A 21,929-nucleotide genomic window follows, 5' to 3' on the forward strand; every position below is an offset into this window, starting at 1 on the left:
CACCGCGGACTTACTGAATACCACGCTGTAATTTCCATTTCAGGGTCTGGCCACCGAAAAATGGCACTATCGGATTACCGTTTGGCAGCATAATTTCGGCCGGCACCTGCCATTCCTGTTGTACCAGCGTAATAGTGCCGCTGTTGCGCGGTAAACCATAGAAATCCGCACCATAATGGCTGGCAAAGGCTTCCAGCTTATCGAGGCAGCCCAGCTCGTCAAACACCTGCGCATATAACTCGATCGCGCTATGCGCGCTGTAGCAGCCGGCACAGCCGCAGGCCGATTCTTTACGGTGCTTTTCATGAGGCGCCGAGTCGGTACCGAGGAAAAACTTGGCTGAACCGCTTGCCACCGCAGCCCGCAGCGCTTCCTGATGGGTGCGGCGTTTTAATACCGGCAAGCAGTAGTTATGCGGCCGGATGCCGCCGACTAACATATCGTTGCGGTTTAACAGTAAATGCTGTGGTGTAATAGTCGCCGCCACATTAGCTGAGGCTTCGGCGACAAAGCTGGCGGCGTCAGCAGTAGTAATATGCTCAAACACCACCTTTAGTGACGGCAAGCGGGCAACGATATGCTGCAAATAGCGATCAATAAATACTTTCTCACGGTCAAAGATATCAATCTCGTGATCAGTCACTTCGCCGTGGATCAGCAGCAACATACCCGCTTCGGCCATTGCCTCAAATACCGGGTATAAGGCATCCAGTGCCGCGACACCTGAGCTGGAGTTTGTCGTCGCACCGGCCGGATATAACTTAGCCGCCACGACCCCTGCCGCTTTGGCTTGCTGAATATCGGCTTTGCTGGTTTTGTCGGTTAAATATAAGGTGACCAGCGGCTCAAAGCGGCTACCGGCCGGGCGCGCCGCCAGAATACGTTCGCGGTAGGCGACTGCCATCTCGGCCGTAGTGACCGGCGGCACTAAATTGGGCATCACGATAGCGCGTTGAAACACCCGTGCCGTGGCCGGTACGGTTTCCAGTAACATATCGCCATCACGAAAATGCAGGTGCCAATCATCAGGGGTTTGCAGCGTTAAAGTCGTCATCGGTAAGCTCCGGCCGGCTGGAAAAGTTGCGCTATGATAGCAGGGATAGCGCAGCGACGAAATTACTGCCCGGGCTTTTTCAGTGGCAGCCGGGTCTGCTACACTGACTGACAGTATGTGCCATAAGATAAACCCAAATGTAAGCCAGGTTGCGATGGCAGCCGATTAGGAAAACCGACCATGTCTGATTTTGACCTTGATTTAGATCACCTGGATTTTGATGCTGCCGAAGACTCTGTCGCGGCTCAGCTAGCGGCCGCTGCCGCAGCACCGGCCGAACCACAATTTGGCGACGACGACGACGAGTGCAGCGGCGGCGCCTGTAAAATTTAACGGCGTAACGCCCTGGCCCAGAGTAAAGACGCCAGAATACAGAGAGTACCGGCCAGCATCAGCAGCGAGAATGGCAATGCCGTGCCGGTATACAGCAAGCCCAATAAGGGACCAGCCAGCGCGCCACTACCAAAACGCAGGGTGCCAATTACTGCCGTCGCCGTGCCGCTGTGCTGTGGAAACTGCATCAGGATCAGCGCATCGGCATTGGTCGCAATCAGGCCTAAACTGGCCATTAAGGGTGCAATACTGGCGACGGTATACCACAGCCCCAGCCCGGCAGCATTGACGCCGCTAAGCGTGGTCGCCGCCAACAGCGCCAGCACTAATCCCAGTGTCAGCATCCGCTGTGGCCCGAGGCGGGTCACCAGGCGACTATTAATATAATTCGCCAACATCAACGACGACACATTCAGGCCAAACAACAGCGCGAATAACTGCTCGCTGACACCAAAATAACTGATATAGACAAAAGATACCGCCGTGAGAAAGGTAAAAAAGCTAAAGGACGCAAACATCGAAATGGCGATAAAAGGCCAGGCTGAGCGGTTAGCAAACACCTGCTGATAGCCACTGAAAAATGCCGGCCGGGCGCTATTGCCACTTTGTTGCTTAATCTCTGGTAAAAAGTGCCAGCACAGCAACAGCATAATGGCGGCATACAATGCCAGCAACGAAAAGATATGCTGCCAATGGCTGACATACATCACGCCGCTGCCAATTGCAGGTGCAATCAGCGGCGCCAGCATCATAATCATCGACACATAAGACATACCCTTAGCAGTATGCTGTTGGTAAAGATGCCGCACTATACCGGGGATCACCACTGTGGCTGCCGCACCACAAAATGCCTGTAACGCACGCCAAAGCAAGAAACCTTCGATACTGCTTACCAGACTCAGCGCCACACTGGCGCCCAGAAAGCCGGTTAAGCCAAACAGCGCCAGTGGACGGCGCCCGAGCATATCGGCCAAGGGCCCAAATAACAGCATCCCCAGCGCATAGGCAGCCAGATAGATACTCAGCGACTGCTGCACCAGAGCATTAGTCGTCTGCAGTTCTTTTGCCATTAACGGCAACGCCGGCAGATACATGTCAATCGCCAGCGGCGTGATTGCGATCACCGCAGCCAGCAACATCACGATCCGCAGCGAAGGTAAAGCAGTGTTCATCAGAACCCGTACCCCAAAAAGTGCCATCATAACCAATACCGGCTCAGGCCGGTAATTTTTGCGGCTTTTCACGTGGCTTTTGCGTTAAGAGCATAGCCAAAATGTCAGAACTGCGGTAAAACCTTGTCTGAATACTCTGTGATCCGTTGTGGAATAGCACCATGAAAAAAAATAATATTATTACTACTGATGAAATTTTGCTGACACTGTGTCGCTCGGTTGAACGGGTACTGGCCGCCGCCGGTAACCCCGGTGTCAATCATTCCCCGATGGTACAAAAAATTCAGAAAACCTGTTTGCGCCCGGACCTGGGCTGTTTTGTGTTGTTCGACGGCGGTTTTTCCGGCCTGGTGGTGATTAACTTTACCGCTCAGGCGGCGATGGAAATTTACCGTCGCTATCTGCTTAGTATGGGCATGCCGGAGTCTGAACTGGCGTCTTTCCACACCTCGGATGAAGTCGGTAACGTAATGGGTGAGCTGATGAACCAGATTGTCGGTGACTTTACCGGTCAGGTGCGCTTAGAGCTGCAAACCTCAATCAATCAAAGCCAGCCGAAAATGATGGCCATCAATAAACAGGTGCAGATCCTGATCAACACCCAACTGGATCAACCGCAGGCGCGACGGGTAACCTTTAGCACGCCGGATCATAATATTTTCTATATGGAACTGGCGATGGATAAAACCGAGTTTATCCAGCTCGGCGAATTTGAAAAAGCGGTACAGAATAGCCCGGATGATATTCTGCAGCAGGCACTGCAAGACCAGGCGCAAGAGCAGTCAAATGCCGCCGCTCAGCAAGCCGATGATGACTTTTTGCGTGATCTGGGACTGTAAAGCAAACATAGAATAGCCAGGCCAGACCGCCGGAGCAGCCAGCTGGCCTTGACAGACATTTTGGGTAAACAGCAGGAAAAGATGAAGGATAAAGCGACCTCTTTTGATATTGCCTATTTGGCTGGCGTGTCGCAGTCGACGGTGTCACGGGCATTACGCGACAGCCCCCAGGTAAACAAAGAAACCCGCGAAAAGGTGCAGGCAATTGCCCGCCAGCTGAACTATAAGGTGGATAAAAATGCCAGTAATCTGCGCAAGCAGCGCAGCAGCACGCTGGCATTACTGCTGTTTGAAGATCCCACTACCGATGAGTCGCTGATCAATCCGTTCTTTTTATCGATGCTTGGCAGCATTACCCGCGCCTGCGCCCGTAACGGCCAGGATCTGCTGGTGTCGTTTCAGCAACTCAGTAACGACTGGCATGCCGACTATGAAGACAGTAAGAAAGCCGATGGCATTATCCTGCTGGGCTATGGCGACTATGTCGACTACGAAGAAAAGCTGGCCAAATTACTGGCGCAGCAAACCCACTTTGTCTGCTGGGGGGCCGAAGTATTAGGCCATCCGGAATTTACCATTCGCAGCAATAACTGGCAGGGTGGCTATCTGGCCGGTGAGCATTTACTGCATACCGGCCACCGCCATTTTGCTTTTATTGGTAATGCCTCAGAGGGCAGCCCGGAATTCAGTGCCCGCTACCAGGGTTTTATTGATGCGCTGGCCAAAGCCGGCATTACACCACAACAGGTACCGCATTTTGATGCGATCTCAACCGAAAGTGCCGGCGATCAGGCCACCGCTACCTTGCTGGACAGTGGTGTCAGTATCGATGCGATTTTCTGTGCCAGTGACTTGATTGCGATTGGCGTGATGCGCTGCCTGAAACGTCGTGGTATTCAAGTCCCGGAGCAGATCGCTGTGATGGGCTTTGATGATATCCCAGCCGCTTCTTTTGCGTCGCCGGGCTTAAGTACCATTCAGCAGGATACCAGCAAAGCCGGTGAGCTATTAGTGAATAACCTGCTGAAACTGATCAACAACCAGCCCATTACCGACAACCTGATTGAGCCTAAGCTGGTGGTACGGCAATCCTGTGGTGCTGCCGGCAATAGCGCTAACTAGCCCATTAACTGGCCGGTAATACCGCAGTCTCGGGCGTAGTTGGCGTGGTTGGCACAGCTTGCCGGCCGGCCAGCTGCTCCAGCGCCTCGCGCAAGGTCGGGTAAAAGGTCAGCTGCCCCGGCTCAGGCTTAACACCGGCCTTAGCCAGAGTTTTTAACGGCTGAAACTGTAAGTCCGCGATCAGTAATTCCACCCCTTGCTTACGACTGTTATGTAGCAGTTTATCCAGTGCCGCCAGACCACCGGCATCTAGCAGTGGCACCCCATCCATATAGAGTACCAGCCCATGTTGTTGCTGGCTGAGCAGCGCCACTTCGGCAAAAATCCGATCGGCAGCGGCAAAAAACAGCGGGCCGCTGATTTTTAATACTTTCCAGCCTTCAGGTAATACCTGTTCAACTTGCTTGCGGTTACTGCTGATATCGGTGACCTTAGTCATCGCAGCAATATCTTTCATAAACAGCATGGTCGCCAGCAAAATACCGGCGGTAATGGCGATCACCATATCAAATACTACGGTCAGTAACAGGCAGACTAAAAACACCAGCACATCGCCACGTGGCGCGGTTTTCAGTAAGTGCCAGGCTTTGGGCGCTTCACTCATGCCCCAGGCCACCATAACCAACAGCGCGGCTAAAGCTGCCATTGGCATATAGGCCAATACCGGTGTTAGCAGTAATAAAGCGAATAGCACCACCAGCGCATGCACCATAGCGGCGATGGGCGACTGGGCACCGGCTTTAAAGTTCGCCGATGAGCGCGCCAGCGCCGCGGTGGCCGTAATGCCACCAAAGAACGGCGTAATAATATTACCGATGCCCTGCCCCAATAATTCGCTATTTGCACTATGGCGCCGGCCACTGGCATTATCCAGCACCACCGCACAGAGTAGCGATTCAATGGCCCCTAACATGGCAATAGCAAAGGCTGCAGCCAATAAATCTTTCGCCAGCTGCCAGCTAAAACTCAGTGGCTCACCTGCGGGGCCGGGCCGGTTCCAGGGCCAGTCAAAATAAGGTAAGTAAGGTGGCACCCCGGCAGCCAGGCTGCCATCAGCAGCGGTATAACTAAAACGCGAGGCCACCGTCGGTAAATCAATACCAAATTGCAGTAATAGCAACCCCAGTAAGGTACCGACCAAGAGCGCCGGCAGATGCGGCGGAATAGCAGTATTTAAGCGACGCCAGCCAATCATTACCGCCAGTGTGACAGCTGCGACCAACAGGCTTGGCCAGGCAAAGTGTGGTAATTGCTGGCCAAGTAACCAGATTTTATCGCCAAAATGCTCAGGTAACGCCGCCAATGGCAAACCAAAGAAGTCTTTGATTTGCAAAATAACGATCACAATCGCAATACCTGAGGTAAAGCCGAGGGTTACTGACTCCGGGATATATTCAATTAAGCGGCCCAACCGAAACAGCGCCATCGCCACCAACATCACTCCGGCCAACACTGAGGCGAGCAGTAAACCACTTAAGCCGTACTTTAACGCTATCGGATACAGGATCACCACAAAGGCCGCGGTCGGCCCGGAGATGCTAAAACGCGAGCCGCCGGTAAGGGCAATCACAAAGCCGGCGATAATGGCCGTATAAAGCCCATATTGCGGTGGTACACCGGATGCAATCGCCAACGCCATCGCCAGCGGTATCGCAATAATGCCGACCGTAATACCGGCCAGTAAGTCTTTGACCAGCTTGTGCCGGTTATAACCCTCGGCCAGACTCTCACGCAAAGCATGGCAAATCCGTAACGAAAATAAATGGGCGCGATGCGACATCCGGCATTCCCTTAGCTAAGGATAATATAGTAAGTGTAGCGCGGACTTAGACAGGGGACTATCGGCTTTTAGTCGCAAAAGATCTGTACAGCAGAAACTCCCGGCAGCAATAACCTACTGCAACCGGGAGCAGGGAGAGCTTATTGGCTTTGCAGCACTACTAAACCATAGGGAGCCAACTGACTGGCATTAAGATCAAAGCCCCAGCTGGCATTGAGCTTGCTTTCCAGAGAGGCACTGATATCTAACGGCTGCTCGCTTAGATTTAGTACGAAGCGGGTATGGCTGCCATTTAGCTCGCGGTCAATCTGCAGCAGGCCGGCGGCTGGCTCTGTCACCTGATAGCTGCCTGCCAGTTTTAGCTCGGGCCGCTGCTTTTTCTGCGCGATTAAGAACTGATACAGGCGCCACAGTGAATCTGGCTGGGCTTGCTGCTCTGCTACGGTATTACCACCGGCGCTTAACTGCTGCTGTAAAAAGTCCGGCCACCAATCGGCAAACTGCACGGTAAACTGCTCTTTTTGCTCTACCCAGCTAAGCGGCGCTGCGGTAAAACCAGCCTGGGCCTCAGTGTTCCACAGCATCGGTGCGCGCTTGTATACATCATGGCCACTTTGTGCCTGCGTTAAGCCAATCTCTTCACCGTAGTAAAGATACTTAGTACCGGGCGAGCCAAACAGCATGGCCGCGGCCAGTTTGGATTTTTGCAGTACCGTCGCACGATCACCGCTTAACTGAAAAGCAACGCGGTCCTGATCATGGTTAGTTAAAAATGGCGTGAAGAATGCCAGTGGCGCGGACGAGTCCAGACGGCGTTGCAGGTTTTCCTGTAGCGGGTGTAATTCGCCACTTTGGGTGCCGCTAATAGTACCAAACTGCGCAGCATTGCCAGCATTTTGCTGCAGCTGACCAATAATTTTATAACCCACTTCAAAGTCAAAACCCTGATCCAACCCCTCACCGTTGCCCCAATATTTGGCGGCAATCGGGATATCAACCCAGGCTTCGCCAACTAAATAAGCTTCCGGGTTCACGCTTTTGACAAAGGCATTAAAATCGCGCCAATAATCAATGGTCGCCGGCAAATCGGCCTGACCATCCGGGCCACTTTCCATCACAAAGCGCACCGCATCTAAGCGGAAACCGGCCACACCCTTGTCCAACCAGAATTTCGCCATCCTCTTCATTTCGGCCACCACATCCGGGTGTTCTAAATTCAGATCCGGCTGGGTCGCACCAAAGGCGGCGTAATAATACTCACCGCGCCGCTCATCAAAGTACCAAACTGCGTCCGGCTGATCATTATCAGCCCAGGCATGGCCCCAACCTTCGCCTTTGGCTGGTAAGTCCTTACGCCAGACAAAGTAATCTTTATAGGGCGCGATGCCTTCGGCTGACTTTTGAAACCACTCGTGCTCACGCGAGATATGGTTAATCACTAAATCCAGAATGACCTTAATGCCTTTAGCATCAGCGGCCTGAATAAAGGCCTCAAACTCGGCCATACTGCCGTAGTCACGCTCCACCTGATAAAACTCGGTAAAGTCATAACCATGATAGGACGGCGCTTCAAACATCGGCGTTAACCAGATGGCGTTAATACCCAACTCCTGTAAATACGGCAGCTTGGCGGTCATACCATTAAAATCGCCATGACCATCGCCGGTCGTATCATAAAAGCTACGCGGCCAAATCTGATAAAACACCGCATCCTGCCACCAGGGGGTAGACTCGTTTGCTGTGATAGACTCGGTCGCTGCGCGCGTCGCCAGCGGTGCGGCAACAGTTTCAGTTTGCTGTGGTGCCGGCTTGCAAGCACTAAGTGCCAGCGCCAGCGTCAGCGCGGTTAATGAGGTTCTTAACATGGTTTATCCCTTTACTGTTTCGGTTTTTATCCGCAACACATAAAGTGCCGCTATTACATAACTTACGCCACCAATCGCCAGCGCATAAATCGCCTGCCCCTGGAACAGATAGCCCACCAGGCTGCCCAGAATAGCTGCCGCCAGCAGCTGCGGTAACACGATAAAGATATTAAACATCCCCATATACACCCCCATTTTATGGGCGGGTAAACAGTTAGATAGCAGCGCATAAGGCAGTGACAAAATCGAGGCCCAGGCAATACCAATGGCAATCATCGGTAACCACAGCAGCGCCGGATCTTTAATCAGGAAGAAGGAGAATAAACCCAGGGCGCCGAATAACAGGTTAATACAGTGCGCTTTTTGCGTACTGGTGGCTTTAACCAGTAGCGGGATCAGCAACGCAGCAATGGCGGCGAAACCGTTATACACCGCAAACAATACCCCAACCCAGTCAGCGCCATTGTTATAGGCTACCGAGGTCGTATCGGTGGTGCCATAGTGGTAGCTGGTAACGGCGGCGGTGGTGTAGATCCACATCGCGAATAACGGAAACCAGGAAAAAAACTGCACCACGGCCAGTTGGCGCATGGTTTTCGGCATGGTAAATAAATCATCGGTCAGCTGCACCAGCATATTGCGGTTTTGCTGTTGCTTAAACCAGCTGGCCGCCCATTGCAGTAAACCAAAGGCGGCTATTAAAGCGCCAAGTAAATACAGTTGCTTATCCAGCTGCCAGAATGCCACCGCAGCAAAGGCTGCCACGCCAATCACTACGGCTGCAGCGCCACTGCGCCAGTAATCCTGAGCCGGGGTTGCCATAGGCGCACAGGGATGTTCTGCCTGCTCAGCGGCATCAAAGGCAGCCAGTTGCTCCGGGCTATATTCCTTACTGGAGATGATGGTCCAGCCCACCGCTAAAAACAGTACCACACCACCGGCGTAGAAAGAGTACACCACCGAATCCGGGATCATGCCTTCGGCAGCCGTATTGGCGACACCAAACCAGTTGGTCATAATCCAGGGTAAGGCAGACGCGACCACGGCACCGACACCGATAAAAAAGGATTGCATGGCAAAGCCGGTTGGCCGCTGCTGTTTATTCAGGTTATCACCAACAAAGGCGCGAAACGGCTCCATCGTCACGTTAATGGCGGCGTCTAAAATCCACAGCATACCGGCGGCGATCCACAAGGTCGGCGAGTTTGGCATTATCACCAGCGCAGCGGTAGTGGCTAAAGCGCCGTATAAAAAGAACGGCCGGCGCCGGCCCAGCTTAGTCCAGGTTTTATCACTAAAGTGGCCAATGATCGGCTGAACCAGTAAGCCGGTTAGCGGGGCGGCGATCCACAGGATCGGAATTTGCTCCATGTCGGCGCCCAGGGTTTGGAAGATCCGGCTGACGTTGCCATTTTGCAGGGCAAAGCCAAACTGAATACCAAAAAATCCAAAGCACATATTCCAAATCTGCCAAAAGCCAAGGTTTGGTTTGGTTTGCATAATGATGGTCTCTGTTGCGGTTTTATAATTATTTACCTGTCAGGCTGTTTGATACCTGCATTTAGCGGCAAGAACAAGATGAATACGTATTCAGCAAGCAACGGTGCCACTGCGGCGCCGGTGCTTTGAGGTTTTAGAGTCCGGCAAATACAAACGGCTGGGCCGGCTTAAACTGGGTCAGCGCATCGCCGGCATACACCTGATGCTCTGCCAGCCGCAACTTGCGCACCGGTTGTCCGGCACTAAAATCGACCTGACGGATATCAACCCAGAATACGTTAGGCGTTAGCGCCGTTTCAAAGTAGTAGGTCAGGTTTTTATGATCCGCCAGACTGCGCCAGCTAGCATAACCCATTCCCTGTTTAAACCATGTTCTTAAAGCACTATGGCATAGAAAGTTTAGATTATCTAACCAACTACGACTTTGTAAGCTTTGCTGCAAACAAAGTACCAGGCAAAAAAAAGCACAACCTGATGGGTTGTGCTTGAAAACTGATACGTTAGACATCCTGGACAGCAATGTCTTGATATTAATTCCGTAATTACTTTGTTTTCGCTGCGTTACGAATCCCACCGATCAGCGCCAGGCCAAGACCAAACAGTAAAATACCCGTTGGTGCCGGCACCGGATTCGATGGATTTACCACAGGCAGCGGAGTACCAAAAACCGTTAACTGTGCGCTGTAGAGGTTAAAGTCTTGGGTGCCATTGCCTTTGTGAGTGAACAAGAAACTCAGGGCATTACCGGCCAAAATATCATTAAACAATGCCTGCGCACTATTGAACGTAAAGGTTTGCTGGTAGATAGCGTTAGTTCTGACTAATGCAGCGCTGGTACCAATCGGCATAAGCTCAGCATTTAATAACTGCATATGCCAGTTTTCGTGATGCTGATGTCCGGTATTATTTGGGCCGCGATTGGTATCACTGTAGTTAATGGTTAACGTCATGCTGTCGATTGACTCGGCTAGTACACTCGTCAAATCAAAAGTCTCGAAGTAACCTGTACATTTCAGATTATTTGACCTGATTACCCAAGCATTATCTACAGACTCTTTGCAACCACTGTTTGTCATACTGGCCGCTAAATCTTTATTTAAACCATAATCTTTACTAAAAGAACTAAGCTCAACCGGGGTCGCTTGCACAGCCACACTACCCAGACCAAACACTGCCAGCACAGCACAAAACAACTTTCTCATTCCATATATCCTGATTAGTTTTTATTCAAACACTTAAGTTATGTTTTATAACTCTTTAGTACTATGCAAGCGCCAGGCCAAAGTAACTACATTAGGTAAATCCTTTGTAGATCAATGGCTTTGCTATTTTCTGAGCTAGGTCGAGGTTGATTAACGCCTCAATATGTAAAAAAAACCGACAAATTTCAGACTATTATATGAGCAAACTAGTTTTTGATATCCAATACCAACACACCCCGCGCCGGCACGGTTAGCTGTTGTTGCAGCTGCAATTTTGCACCAGTTAGCACCTCTGTGGCTTGCACCTTGGCTGGCAGCACCTGCCTAAAACGTGCCAGCTCCAGTGTTACCGGATGCGGTTGCTTATTCATCACCACCATCACAGTTTGCTGCTCGTTATAGCGGAAATAGGTATAGGTGCCGCGATCCGGGGCAAAGTGCAGTAGCTTACCCTGATGGATCGCGCTGGCAGTTTTACGCCAGTTTAGCAGCCGGCTGACCACTTGTTGCGCCATGCGCTGAGTATCCGTTAACCCCACGCCGGTAAAGGCATTGACGTTGTCACCCGCCCAACCGCCGGGAAAATCAGCCCGTACCTTGCCATCATCGCGCTGTGGCGGGCTGGTCAGCGCCAGCTCAGTGCCATAAAACAGTTGTGGAATACCGCGCATGGTAAAGAGGTAACTTAGCGCCATCCGGAACAAGTCTTGATCTTCGCCCAGCACTGAAAATAAGCGGGCGGTATCATGGTTACCCTCAAAGATCACTAAATTAAAGGGATCGGCATAGACATGATCGTTACTCAGCATTTCATACAGGCGGATCCAGCCGCTATTCCAGCTCTCTGGCTCTGCCAGTGATTTTAGCAGGGCGTCATACAGCGGGAAGTCGAGCATCGCCGGAGTATGCGAGACATAGCCATCTTTATTCTGCTTGCCGGCCTGCCAGTACGAGACGATAAGCGGATTCGGGCTCCACTCTTCACCGACAATATTAAACTGAGAATATTCCTGCATAATGCGGCGGCCCCACTCGCTTAAAAAGGCTTTATCGGCATAAGAATAGGTATCTTCCCGAATACCCGACAGCCCGGCGTATTCCACCCACCAGATGCTATTCTGAATAAGGTAGGTCGCTAACCTGGGGTTACGCTGATTCAGATCCGGCATGGTGTCGACAAACCAGCCATCGGTAAATAGCTCGCGATCAATATCGGCTGCATAGGGGTCCTGAATGGTGCTGCGGTTATGATTGGTTGGCACAAAGTTGCCATTGCCATCGCCGCTCGGGAAGTTCAACCAGTCTTTTGCCGGCAAGTCCGGCAGCCACCAGTGATTACTGCCAATATGGTTAACGATAATATCCTGAATCACCTTAATACCGAGCGAATTGGCGGTCGCAACAAAATCGCGGAACTGCGCATTGCTGCCAAAGCGGGGATCCACCCGGTAAAAGTCGGTGGCGGAATAGCCGTGATAGGAATAAGCCGGTTGATTATTTTCGGTTAGCGGCGTTGGCCAAACCGCGGTGACGCCCAGCTGCTGCAAATACGGCAGCGCTTGTTGCATCCCAGCCAGATCGCCACCATGACGGCCGTTGTCATCCTGCCGGTTCGCCTGCTCCAGCATCTCGGGTACGCTGTCGTTACTGGGGTCGCCATTTACAAAGCGATCCGGCGTAATCAGATAAATCGCATCGGCTGGTGAGAAGCCCTGGCGCTGTGCTGAACCTTCACTTCGCGCCAATAACGGGTAATCGACTTGCTGTACGGCCTTTGCGCCGCGCCAAAGCTGCAGTGGCAAGGTGCCCGCTGCCGCATCAGCAGACAGTGTCAGCTCAACAAACAGATAATTCGGGTTATCGGTACGATGCACAGCACTGATGCTAACCCCGGGATAGCTGAGCTTAGGTGTTAACTCCGCTAACTTATCCCCGTACAACATCAGCTCAACAGTCGGGTGCTGCATACCAACCCACCAGTTCAGTGGCTCAACCCGCTTAATGCTAGCGGCAAGTGGCGAAACGCTATAACAACCTAGCATTAATGCAATAACACTTAATAGCCTGAAAGAACCTAAGCGCATCGCCACCTCCGTTTAGTAGTGCAGCCTTAGCTGCTTAGTTTCTGCGGTAAGTGGCAGCTTAATCTTTAACTGCTTATTGGCTTTGTCATACCAGGCGATATTTTCACCGCGGGCAAAGCGCTGCGGCTGGGCAACAATCGGGATATAACGGCCATCCAGATAGATTTTGCGCGCCTTGCCACGCTGATTATGCAGCACCAGTGTGAAATCGCGGCTGGCCGGCTTGCCCTGATACTCCCCGCCTTCGCGGCTAAAGTTCAGCGTTAGCCTGTTGTCTTCCGTCGTGGCCGCGAAATGCAGCAGCTCATACTGGCCCTTGGCAACCGAATCCGGCGTTACGCCATCATCTTCAAACAGGCTGTACTGGCTGGTAGCGACACTCTGATCGGCGTAATAGTGCAGCGTTAACGCCTTGCCCTGATAATCCGCGGTGCGTTGCAAGCTGTCGGTCATCGGAATAAAGCTACCGGCTTTTACCAGCACCGGAATGGTATCGATCGTTACCGGGCGCTGTAGTACCTGACCACCTTCCAGCCGCTCGCCGCTAAAGAAATCAAACCAGATGCCTTGCGGCAGATTTACCGGCCAGCTTGTTACGCCTGGTTCCGTTACCGGCGCCACTAAAAAGGCATCACCCCATAAATAGCTGTTGGCTTCATCGCGTAGCGCCGGATTTTTCTCATCCAGGAAAAACAGCGGCCGCATCAGCGGTATACCACTTTGGCTATGCTGATAGGCCAGCGTATAGTTGTACGGCAATAAGCGGTAACGTAACTCCAGCCAGGGGCGCAGGGTGTTAATCACGTCCTGGCTATGGAATACCGGCTCAGGGGCAATATGCTCCTGGGCATGTGGCCGGTACACCGGCTGAAATACGCCATATTGCAGCCAGCGGATATAAAGCTCAGGATCAAAAACCTCACCACCGGCAAAACCACCTAAGTCAGAGTGGATCCAACCAAAGCCAAACAGGCCCATTTGCAGCGCCAGTTCAACCTGAGGCTTTAGCCCGCCCCAGCTGCGGTCGACATCACCGGTCCAGGGCACCATACCAAAGCGCTGCGAACCTAAGCTACCGGCGCGCATCATTATAAAGGGCCGCTGTGCCGGGAAATCGCGACGATAGCCCTGATGCACCAACTCAGCCCAGCGATGGCCATAGGCATTATGCACTGCATCGGCAGGCTGTAAGCCAATGCCCGGCAGATAATGATAGGTATCGGCCGGGTGCACTTCAGGCTCGCCCAGATCGCCCCAAATACCACCAACACCTTGCGTTAATAACTCATGGTAACGCTGCCAGAACCAATCGGCGGCTTTGGGATTAAACACATCAACCAGGCCGGTATTACCAAAGTAAAAATCAAAGGTCTTTGGCTGACCATCTGGCCCCGGTGCGATAGCCCCCGCTGCGACCGCTTCATCCCAGCGCTTGGAGGTTGTCAGAATAAAGGGCTCAGTCACCAGGATCGTTTTAACGCCATCGGCGGCAAAATCGGCCAGCATTTGCTCTGGATTTGGGAATGCTTCACGATCCCAGTCCAGATTACCCATATGGCCCTGAATATCCGGCCCGAACCAGTACAGATCGATCACAATGGCATCTAGTGGCAGCTTAAGATCGCGGAATTTTTGCACCACCGCCCGCGCCTCTGCCTCGGTGCGATAACCAAAGCGCGAGGCATAGTTGCCTAAGGTCCAGCGCGCGGGTAATGGCGGTTTGCCACTGACCGCCAGATACTGCTGGATCAGCTCAGGTGTCGTATCGGCAGCGACCAGCAGATAGCTGCTGCGACCGCCCTGGGCACGGAAACGTAACTGATCTGCCTGGCTATGGCCCAGATCCAGCTCACCAGTGGCGCCATTATCAAACAGCAACAGATAGTTTTTATCGGATAAAATACCGGCCAGACTAAAGTACATCTGGCTCGACTCGGTACTGTAACCATAATGCGCCTTGTTATAGAGCGGTAACTTATGACCGCGGCGATCCATACCCAGCACTCGCTGCCCGGCACCGGCCAGTTTTTCCTGCTCGGCAAGACTAAAATCAAAACCAAGCTGACCATCCGCCTGAATCAGGCCGGCCTGATCCCGGGTTAACAGCTCGCCATCGCGGTAAAAGGCAATACTTAACGGGCTTTTGTTGATCACCAGTTGCAAGGCATCACTTTGCAAGGTCAGTTGTTGCTCATCAAGCGCCAATTGCAAGGCTACCGGCTGTGGTGCTGTGCCGATCAACAAGGAGTCTTGTTGCAGCACAGCGCTTCGCTGATACCAGACAGCGACACTGTGGGCGTTGTAAAAGGCGATGCTCACTTCACCCTGATCCGTGGTCAGGATCAGGCCCTGCGCGGTTTGGCGGTGACTTTGATAATGTTCGACGGCCTGACTGCTGTTAAACAGCAGCCCCAGCAATAACAGAAGGCCAGCGATCCGCATTATAACAGGCTGCATAGTGGCTCCTTAACGCACCAGTTGATACACAACCGAGCCCAGCGGGGCCAGTTGCACCGGGATCTGCCCCAGACCATTGCTCACCTGCAGCTGATTCTGTTGCCCGGATAATTGATCCTGCAGCTGATAGGTACCATCTGCCAGCTGCCAGGCACTGATCAGACTGGCCGGTAACTGCAACGTAAATTCAACGCCCTGCTGCGGATTAAAATGGCTAACCACCACCAGTTGCTGCCGCTCCACGTAGCGGGCAAACGCCAGTTGCTGTTCCGAGTATGCACTGCCAGCGGCCAAATTGTGCGTATGCAACTCCAGATAAGCGCCATTCAATGCCGGGGCATTACGGCTAAATTGCATTAAGGTTTCATAGAATTGCCGCAGCTCCCGCTCTGCCGGGCTTAGGGCACCGCCATCAAATTTGCCACCATTCATCCAACGTTGGTGATGCGGTACGCCCCAGTAATCAAAGATGGTGGTGCGGCTGGCCTTACCAAATCCCGCGTCATCCGCACCCGGTTCGCCCACGTCCTGGCCAAAATAAAGCATGGTCGGGGATTTACTGATCAAGGCTGACACCACCATCGCCGGCATGCCTTTGCGGGCATCGCCGGCAAATTCCGGAGCAGCAATACGCTGCTCGTCGTGGTTTTCCAGAAAGTGCAGCATATGCTGTTCAATATCGGCCATCCGCTGTTGAATCGTCACCAGCTCAGACGTCGGGCCTTTACCCTGCATCACCAGCTTTAGGCTGTCGTAAAACTCGACTTTATCGTACAGGTAATCCATTAAACCAAGCTTGATATAGTCGCGGTATAAATGCGGTTGATATACCTCGGCCAATAAAAAGGCGTCCGGGTTTTGTTGTTTAATATGCGAGTTTAAATAGCTCCAGAATTCCACTGGTACCATCTCGGCCATATCGTAGCGGAAGCCATCAACGCCCATCGCAGTCCAGTACAAAACGATGTCACGGAATTTAATCCAAGTGTTGGGCACTTCTTTGCCTTGCCAGAACTGATAATGCGCTTGCCAATCTTTCTCAGCGTAGTCGGCCGGTAGTTTGTCAAAGTCGTAACTACCATCCGGACGCACGCCAAAGTTAATTTTTACCGTTTCATACCAGTCATCAAAGGCCGGCTGCACCGAGCGGGCGCCATTGCCGGTCCATTTCGCCGGCACTTCAGCAAATTTGCCATCGGCCAGCGGATGGGCATCACCGCCCAGCACCTGATAATCGGCCGGCCAGGCCGGTACCTGAAAGGCGGAACCGGGGATATAGTAGAAATTATTATCGCGGGCATATTCCACACTGGTATCGTCATCCGCACCAAAATCGCGCACGCCCTCCGGCTTGGCCAGTGACTCGTAACGCCGCGCCACATGGTTAGGGACGATATCGATCAATACCTTCATGCCATGTTGATGGGTACGGGCGATCAGCGCCTGGAATTCTTCCAGACGTTTGGCCGGATCGTCGGCCAAATCCGGATTCACACTGTAATAGTCTTTCACTGCATAGGGTGAACCGGCGCGGCCCTTTACCACATCAGGATCGTCGTTGCTAATGCCATAGGCGGTATAGTCGCGGATCACCGCATGGTGTGGCACCCCGGTGTACCAGATATGGGTAGTACCCAGCGCTTTGATGCCTTGCAGGGCATCATCAGTAAAGTCGCTAAACTTACCAACACCATTTTCTTCCAACGTACCCCAAGGCTTGTTGGTGGTTTGGGTGTTGCCGAATAAGCGGGTAAATACCTGATACACCACGGCCTTGCCTTCAGCATCAAATTGGCTGGCTTGTTGTGGTGCGCTCACTGCTGCGCTGTGATTGGCTGGCGGTTTATTGTCACAGGCCACCAATACGGTCAGTGCCAGTGCACTGAGTCCGGCCGCGATCTTCGCTTGCATATCTAATCCCCTTGTCTTGCTGTTTTTTTGCTAAGTTACCGCAGAACGCCGGGCAGGTTATGCCTTTTTTTGGTGCATACGTATGCAAAGCGGCAACGTCAGGCCCAAGCGATACCACAGATACAGAAATATTGAGTGCACACCACAGCTGACATATAGTTAAGAAAAACCTGAGGTAATAATGCAGACGCCAACAGATATCCAACAGCTCATTGCGTTTTTAATGCTTCTATTGGTGGTTTCTGGCGCAGGCTGGGCGGTGATGGCCTGGTTGGTAAAGATTTGCCCGAAAGCCAGTAAGTTTTTTGCCTTGGCGCATATTCAGGTCTTACTCGGCATGCTGTTGCTGCAGCAGCGCACTGAAGCAGCAGCATTCTGGTACTGGCAGTTATCTGACCTATTGATCCTAAGTGGCTTTTTCTCGCTGTATCTTGGCATCGCCAAGCTCTATACCAAAGCGATACAGTTGCAGTTTGAAGTGTTACTGGCGGCCAGCTGTCTGCTGGCGTACTTGCTGCTGATTGACGGTCCGGCCAGCCTGCGTTTGGGCGGCGTAGTGTTTTCACTGGTCAGTATGGCGATCTTTGCCCGCTGTGCTCAGGTGGAATGGCAAACCATTCGTCAGAGCTTTGGCCAGTTCTACGCAGGCTTGTTCGCCGCACCACTGTGCCTGTTTAGCCTGTTTTTTCTGTGGCGTAGCCTTGATACGCTGCTACAACCCAATCCCAGCATCGCTACGCTATCGCTGCAAAGTAGTGAATCGGCGAAACAACTGTGGTTTTTTATCGTGCTGATTCTGATCATGAATCTGAATCTGGTTGGTTACGCGATCAGTCGCTTAGTCAGTAAAATTCGCCAGCTGGCGGATAAGGATTTATTAACCGGCGTCTGGAGCCGGCGGATCATTATGCAGCAGCTGGAATATTACTTGCGGGATAGTAAACGTAATCAGCGCCCCTTTACGGTATTGCTGCTGGATTTAGACCATTTTAAACAGCTTAATGACCAATACGGTCACGCTTGTGGTGATCAGGCGTTGCAAGCTGCCACCCAGGTTTTGCAACAACAGCTGCGGCAGGGCGATTGGCTGGGGCGCTTCGGTGGTGAAGAGTTTGTAGTAATTTTACCCGACACGGTACAGGCGCAGGCACTGGAGATCGCTGAACGGCTGCGTCTTACGCTGGCAGAAACGGCGATGCCTGCACCTATTGCCAGAGCGCTGACCGTCAGTATTGGAGTCGCCGAGCATCATAGCGGTCAAAGCGTGCCGGAATTGCTGGAACAGGCTGATCAGGCGATGTATCGCGCTAAAGCCAGTGGCCGTAACGCAGTTTACTGCGCCAACACTCGGTAAAATAGTACCGTCTTTTCATCAACAGTGAACCAGTACGCCTCCCACGATGTATAATACAAAATTACTATTTTACTAAGACTCGTCTTGATACAGGTATACAGGGTCAATGCTCGTTTTGTCGTTCGACATTTAGCCAGGGTCTGCACCAACGAACTCCCGGATAGATACTGAATACAACAAAGAAGCTTGAGCTCTTGTTTTTTTCATTATTTATCGGATGGACACTCTGCCAGGGATAGCAAAGCCAACCAAGGTTCCTATTTGTTATTCAGCAAGGTAGTCAGATGAAAATTATAAATCGATTGTATTCCGGATACGCAGCACTACTGATACTGATGCTCGCGCTATCATTATTTGGTCAATTCAAAATTAGTATCGCAGATGCGAATCTTACCCAGCTATCTGAGCAAACTGCGGTAGAACAGCGACAAGCAATAAATTTTCGCGGCTCAGTACATGACAGGGCAATTTCTCTGCGCGATGCCGTGTTAGTCAATAATACTCAGCAGTCGCAGGTGCATCTGGCAGATGTTGCGAGGTTAAACGACTTCTATCAACAAGCCGCTGTTATTTTGGATCAGATGTATCAGGCCGTTAAACACAGTCCAGATGAGATTCAGCTGCTAAACGATATCAAGAGTATCGAGCGTACAACGCTGGCTCTCACTGACCGGTTAATTACTAAGATCAATCAGGGGCAATATCAGGAAGCGAATCGCTTTTTACTATCTGATATCTCACCCGCCTACACCGCCTGGCTCCGCAGTATTAATAAATTAATCGATTACCAGGAAGAACTGATTCAACAACAGGTCTCTAATGCAAAGTCGGAGACCAATAGTTTTCAGGGCGTCATGCTCGTTCTCACCTTATTTGGAGTACTTATTGGCAGTATAGTGGCGTACCAAACCGTAAAACGACTACGCCAAACCATCGGTGGCGAGCCGGAATATGCCGCGCAAATTATCAGTGAGATTTCTAAGGGTAATTTAACAGATAATATTCACTCAAATGATGAAAAGAGCATTCTGGCCGCACTGAAGCTATTAAGCTCACACCTAAATCAGATTACGCTGAATTCCAAAAAGGCGGCCAATGAGCTGCTTACCGCATCCGAGCAGTTACTTAAAACCGCCAACTTAAACGAGCAACTGATCAGCCAGCAAAAGATATCCACTGAACAAGGTGCAGCTTCTATCCAGCAGATGGCAGATACGGTTCATGATGTTGCCTCCCATACCACAGATGCCGCCGATATGGCGCAGCTGGCGATGTCTGAGTTTAAAGCAGGTCAGGCCGAGGTACTAAAGACCCAAAGCAGCATCAATGCTCTGGCCACAAAAGTCGCCGATGCCTCTCTAGTTATCAACAACCTATCTGATGACAGCCGGCAGATAGGCTCGGTATTAGAAGTAATACAGGGCATTGCCGAACAAACTAACTTACTGGCACTCAACGCGGCTATTGAAGCTGCGCGGGCGGGTGAACAGGGTAGAGGTTTCGCGGTAGTCGCTGATGAAGTTCGTAATCTGGCCAGAAGAACGCAAGACTCTACCCGCCAGATCCAAACAGTGATTGAAAAAATGCAAGCCAGCACCAGCAAAGCGGTAAGTGTGATGGATGAGGGGCAGGCACAAGCTCAGGTGAGTGTCGAACAAGCCCGTTGCGCAGGTGAATCATTAAATGCCATCAACGTATCGGTTACCCGCATTAGCGATATGAATACGCAAATTGCCACCGCCGCTGAAGAACAAGCTGTGGTCGCGAACGAAATTAACCAGAATTTTAATCAGATCACCAGTTCAGCCAGCCGTGCCGAACAGGAAGCGTTAAAGATAACCACGGCGAGCAAACAACTCGAAAGCCTGGCCAAAGTGCTGGAGAAAAACGTGAGTCAGTTTAAAACATTCTGATTTGCGAACTATGATGCCGGCGCTTTGGCCGGCATCATAGTTCGGGCAGCAAAAATACAATTCTCATACCTGCCGCAAAATACTTTCTGCCCAGGCGACGGCTTCCAGATACATCGGCGCCAGCTCTGCGCCTTCAGGTAACGACTGCAGTAAGTCATCGGTCAGCGGCCAGTCGGCTTGTTCCAGCGCTTCGGTGAGTTTTAAAAAGTGCCCGAACTGCCCTTCGCGTTTTAGCAGCGCCAGCTTAACTTCAGGCACTAATGGCAGCTGAGCAAGTAACTCGTCCTGCGGTTGCTCGACTATCAGGTGCACATTAGAGAATAACCCGGTTAAAAAGCTGCTGGGTGGATTTTTAATTAACTTAACATGGTTAGCCAAAGCATCGCAAAAGCGAGCCCTGACCAATGACTGGCGCAGCAACTCGTCAGGTGCGCCATCCTGTAAATTGGCCAGTACCAGCAGCGCCAGAAACTTTTTCAGCTCGGCTTCGCCCATATAGACCATTGCATGTTTAACTGAAGTTATCGCCTGGCTCTGGCCACTGTGATTAATAAAACGCAGTAACTTATAAGAAAGCCCCAGATCACGCTGGCAAATATCGGCCAGCCGCTCAAAGTCCAGTGTGCGGGCTGAGGCTTCCGCCATTAACGCCAGCAAGTTCGCTTTATTGGAACTCAGTTGCTTATGCTTTAGCATTTCCGGGCGGGCAAAAAAGTAGCCCTGAAATAACTGAAAGCCCATCAATTTTAATTTTTCAAACTGCTCGGCTGTTTCCACCCGTTCGGCCAGCAGCGTAAAAGGATAATCCGCTACCCGGCGCAAGTGGCGGCTAATTTGCAACAAGTTAAATTGCTGCACATCGACCTTCAGATAGCTGATAAAAGGTAAGAACGGGTCCCATTTTGGGTCAAAATCATGATCGTCCAGTGCCAGCTGGTAGCCAAGCTCCTTAAGATACTTCAGGGTAGCTAACAGCTCGGGCGTTGGCGGTACCGTCTCTAACACCTCTATCACCATTGATTCCGGTTTAATCGAGGTCGGGAAATGATGCAGTAGGGTTTCTTCAGAAAAGTTGATAAAGGCCAGTTTATTTGAGGTGACTCTCTCCACCCCCATTAGCAGGTGATGCTGCATAATCAGCTTCGAGGTTGCTTCATCGGCGTCTATATTTGGAAAGGCGTTTGCTTCACCATCGCGGAAAAGCAGTTCATAACCGATGGTTTCTTTATCTTTGTTAAAGATTGGCTGACGCGCTATATACCCATACATCCCGGCTAACTCCAAAGTACGACGCCTTTAGTTCAGTATATGCCGATATAGCGGGGATACAAGAGCGCGACAGC

16 protein-coding genes are annotated in these 21,929 nt (G+C 51.7%); 5 read left to right on the forward strand and 11 right to left on the reverse strand.

The window, feature by feature from the left end; genetic code table 11:
* Positions 1–10: 10 nt before the first annotated feature.
* The gene (gene pyrC / locus A9165_RS07195) at positions 11–1,054 is read right to left on the reverse strand and encodes a dihydroorotase (RefSeq protein WP_065955409.1); all 1,044 of its coding nucleotides are present in this window, start codon (positions 1,052–1,054) and stop codon (positions 11–13) included.
* Positions 1,055–1,234: 180 nt separating this feature from the next.
* Here pyrC and A9165_RS16890 point away from each other — a divergent pair, with 180 nt between their 5' ends.
* A complete protein-coding gene (locus A9165_RS16890) occupies positions 1,235–1,387 on the forward strand; it encodes a hypothetical protein (protein WP_176714600.1) in 153 nt (50 codons plus the stop codon).
* Here A9165_RS16890 and A9165_RS07200 read toward each other — a convergent pair.
* The gene (locus A9165_RS07200; protein ID WP_065955428.1) at positions 1,384–2,589 is read right to left on the reverse strand and encodes a multidrug effflux MFS transporter; all 1,206 of its coding nucleotides are present in this window, start codon (positions 2,587–2,589) and stop codon (positions 1,384–1,386) included. The two genes, A9165_RS16890 and A9165_RS07200, sit on opposite strands and share 4 nt — an antisense overlap.
* Positions 2,590–2,720: 131 nt before the next feature.
* On the opposite strand from A9165_RS07200, the gene A9165_RS07205 reads away from it, so the two are divergent.
* Positions 2,721–3,398 carry a DUF3334 family protein gene (locus A9165_RS07205; protein ID WP_065955410.1) on the forward strand — a complete coding sequence of 226 codons (678 nt, stop codon included), beginning with the start codon at positions 2,721–2,723 and terminating at the stop codon, positions 3,396–3,398.
* A gap of 81 nt (positions 3,399–3,479) precedes the next feature.
* A complete protein-coding gene (locus A9165_RS07210; protein ID WP_065955411.1) occupies positions 3,480–4,520 on the forward strand; it encodes a LacI family DNA-binding transcriptional regulator in 1,041 nt (346 codons plus the stop codon).
* 4 nt (positions 4,521–4,524) lie between these two features.
* Here the strand turns inward: A9165_RS07210 and dauA are convergent, their stop codons facing one another.
* From dauA to A9165_RS07250, 8 genes are all read right to left on the reverse strand, one after another.
* Positions 4,525–6,300, reverse strand: coding sequence for a C4-dicarboxylic acid transporter DauA (dauA, locus tag A9165_RS07215; protein WP_065955412.1), 1,776 nt, complete (start codon positions 6,298–6,300; stop codon positions 4,525–4,527).
* A 140-nt stretch (positions 6,301–6,440) separates the two neighbouring features.
* Positions 6,441–8,165, reverse strand: coding sequence for an alpha-amylase family glycosyl hydrolase (locus A9165_RS07220; RefSeq protein ID WP_065955413.1), 1,725 nt, complete (start codon positions 8,163–8,165; stop codon positions 6,441–6,443).
* 3 nt (positions 8,166–8,168) lie between these two features.
* Positions 8,169–9,665 (reverse strand): MFS transporter, encoded by a 1,497-nt coding sequence (locus tag A9165_RS07225; protein WP_065955414.1) that lies wholly within the window; start codon positions 9,663–9,665, stop codon positions 8,169–8,171.
* Between the two features lie 133 nt (positions 9,666–9,798).
* Positions 9,799–10,020, reverse strand: a complete 222-nt coding sequence (locus A9165_RS07230) for a hypothetical protein (protein WP_065955415.1) — start codon at positions 10,018–10,020, stop codon at positions 9,799–9,801.
* 187 nt (positions 10,021–10,207) lie between these two features.
* On the reverse strand, positions 10,208–10,867 hold the full coding sequence (locus A9165_RS07235) for a hypothetical protein (RefSeq protein ID WP_065955416.1): 660 nt from the start codon (positions 10,865–10,867) through the stop codon (positions 10,208–10,210).
* A gap of 206 nt (positions 10,868–11,073) precedes the next feature.
* Positions 11,074–12,951, reverse strand: a complete 1,878-nt coding sequence (locus A9165_RS07240; protein ID WP_065955417.1) for a glycoside hydrolase family 13 protein — start codon at positions 12,949–12,951, stop codon at positions 11,074–11,076.
* Between the two features lie 12 nt (positions 12,952–12,963).
* Positions 12,964–15,408, reverse strand: a complete 2,445-nt coding sequence (locus A9165_RS07245; RefSeq protein ID WP_065955418.1) for a TIM-barrel domain-containing protein — start codon at positions 15,406–15,408, stop codon at positions 12,964–12,966.
* 9 nt (positions 15,409–15,417) lie between these two features.
* A complete protein-coding gene (locus A9165_RS07250) occupies positions 15,418–17,319 on the reverse strand; it encodes an alpha-amylase family protein (protein ID WP_065955419.1) in 1,902 nt (633 codons plus the stop codon).
* Positions 17,320–17,500: 181 nt separating this feature from the next.
* Between A9165_RS07250 and A9165_RS07255 the strand changes: the two genes are divergently transcribed.
* Both A9165_RS07255 and A9165_RS07260 read left to right on the forward strand, forming a co-directional pair.
* A complete protein-coding gene (locus A9165_RS07255; RefSeq protein WP_065955420.1) occupies positions 17,501–18,673 on the forward strand; it encodes a diguanylate cyclase in 1,173 nt (390 codons plus the stop codon).
* Positions 18,674–18,957: 284 nt separating this feature from the next.
* On the forward strand, positions 18,958–20,586 hold the full coding sequence (locus A9165_RS07260) for a methyl-accepting chemotaxis protein (protein WP_065955421.1): 1,629 nt from the start codon (positions 18,958–18,960) through the stop codon (positions 20,584–20,586).
* A gap of 63 nt (positions 20,587–20,649) precedes the next feature.
* Here A9165_RS07260 and A9165_RS07265 read toward each other — a convergent pair whose 3' ends face one another.
* Entirely contained in the window at positions 20,650–21,855 is a 1,206-nt protein-coding gene (locus A9165_RS07265) for an EAL and HDOD domain-containing protein (RefSeq protein ID WP_065955422.1), read from the reverse strand.
* Positions 21,856–21,929: the final 74 nt, after the last annotated feature.

The sequence above is a fragment of the Alishewanella sp. HH-ZS genome, assembly GCF_001704375.1.
In the GTDB taxonomy this organism is placed as follows: Bacteria; Pseudomonadota; Gammaproteobacteria; order Enterobacterales; family Alteromonadaceae; genus Alishewanella; species Alishewanella aestuarii.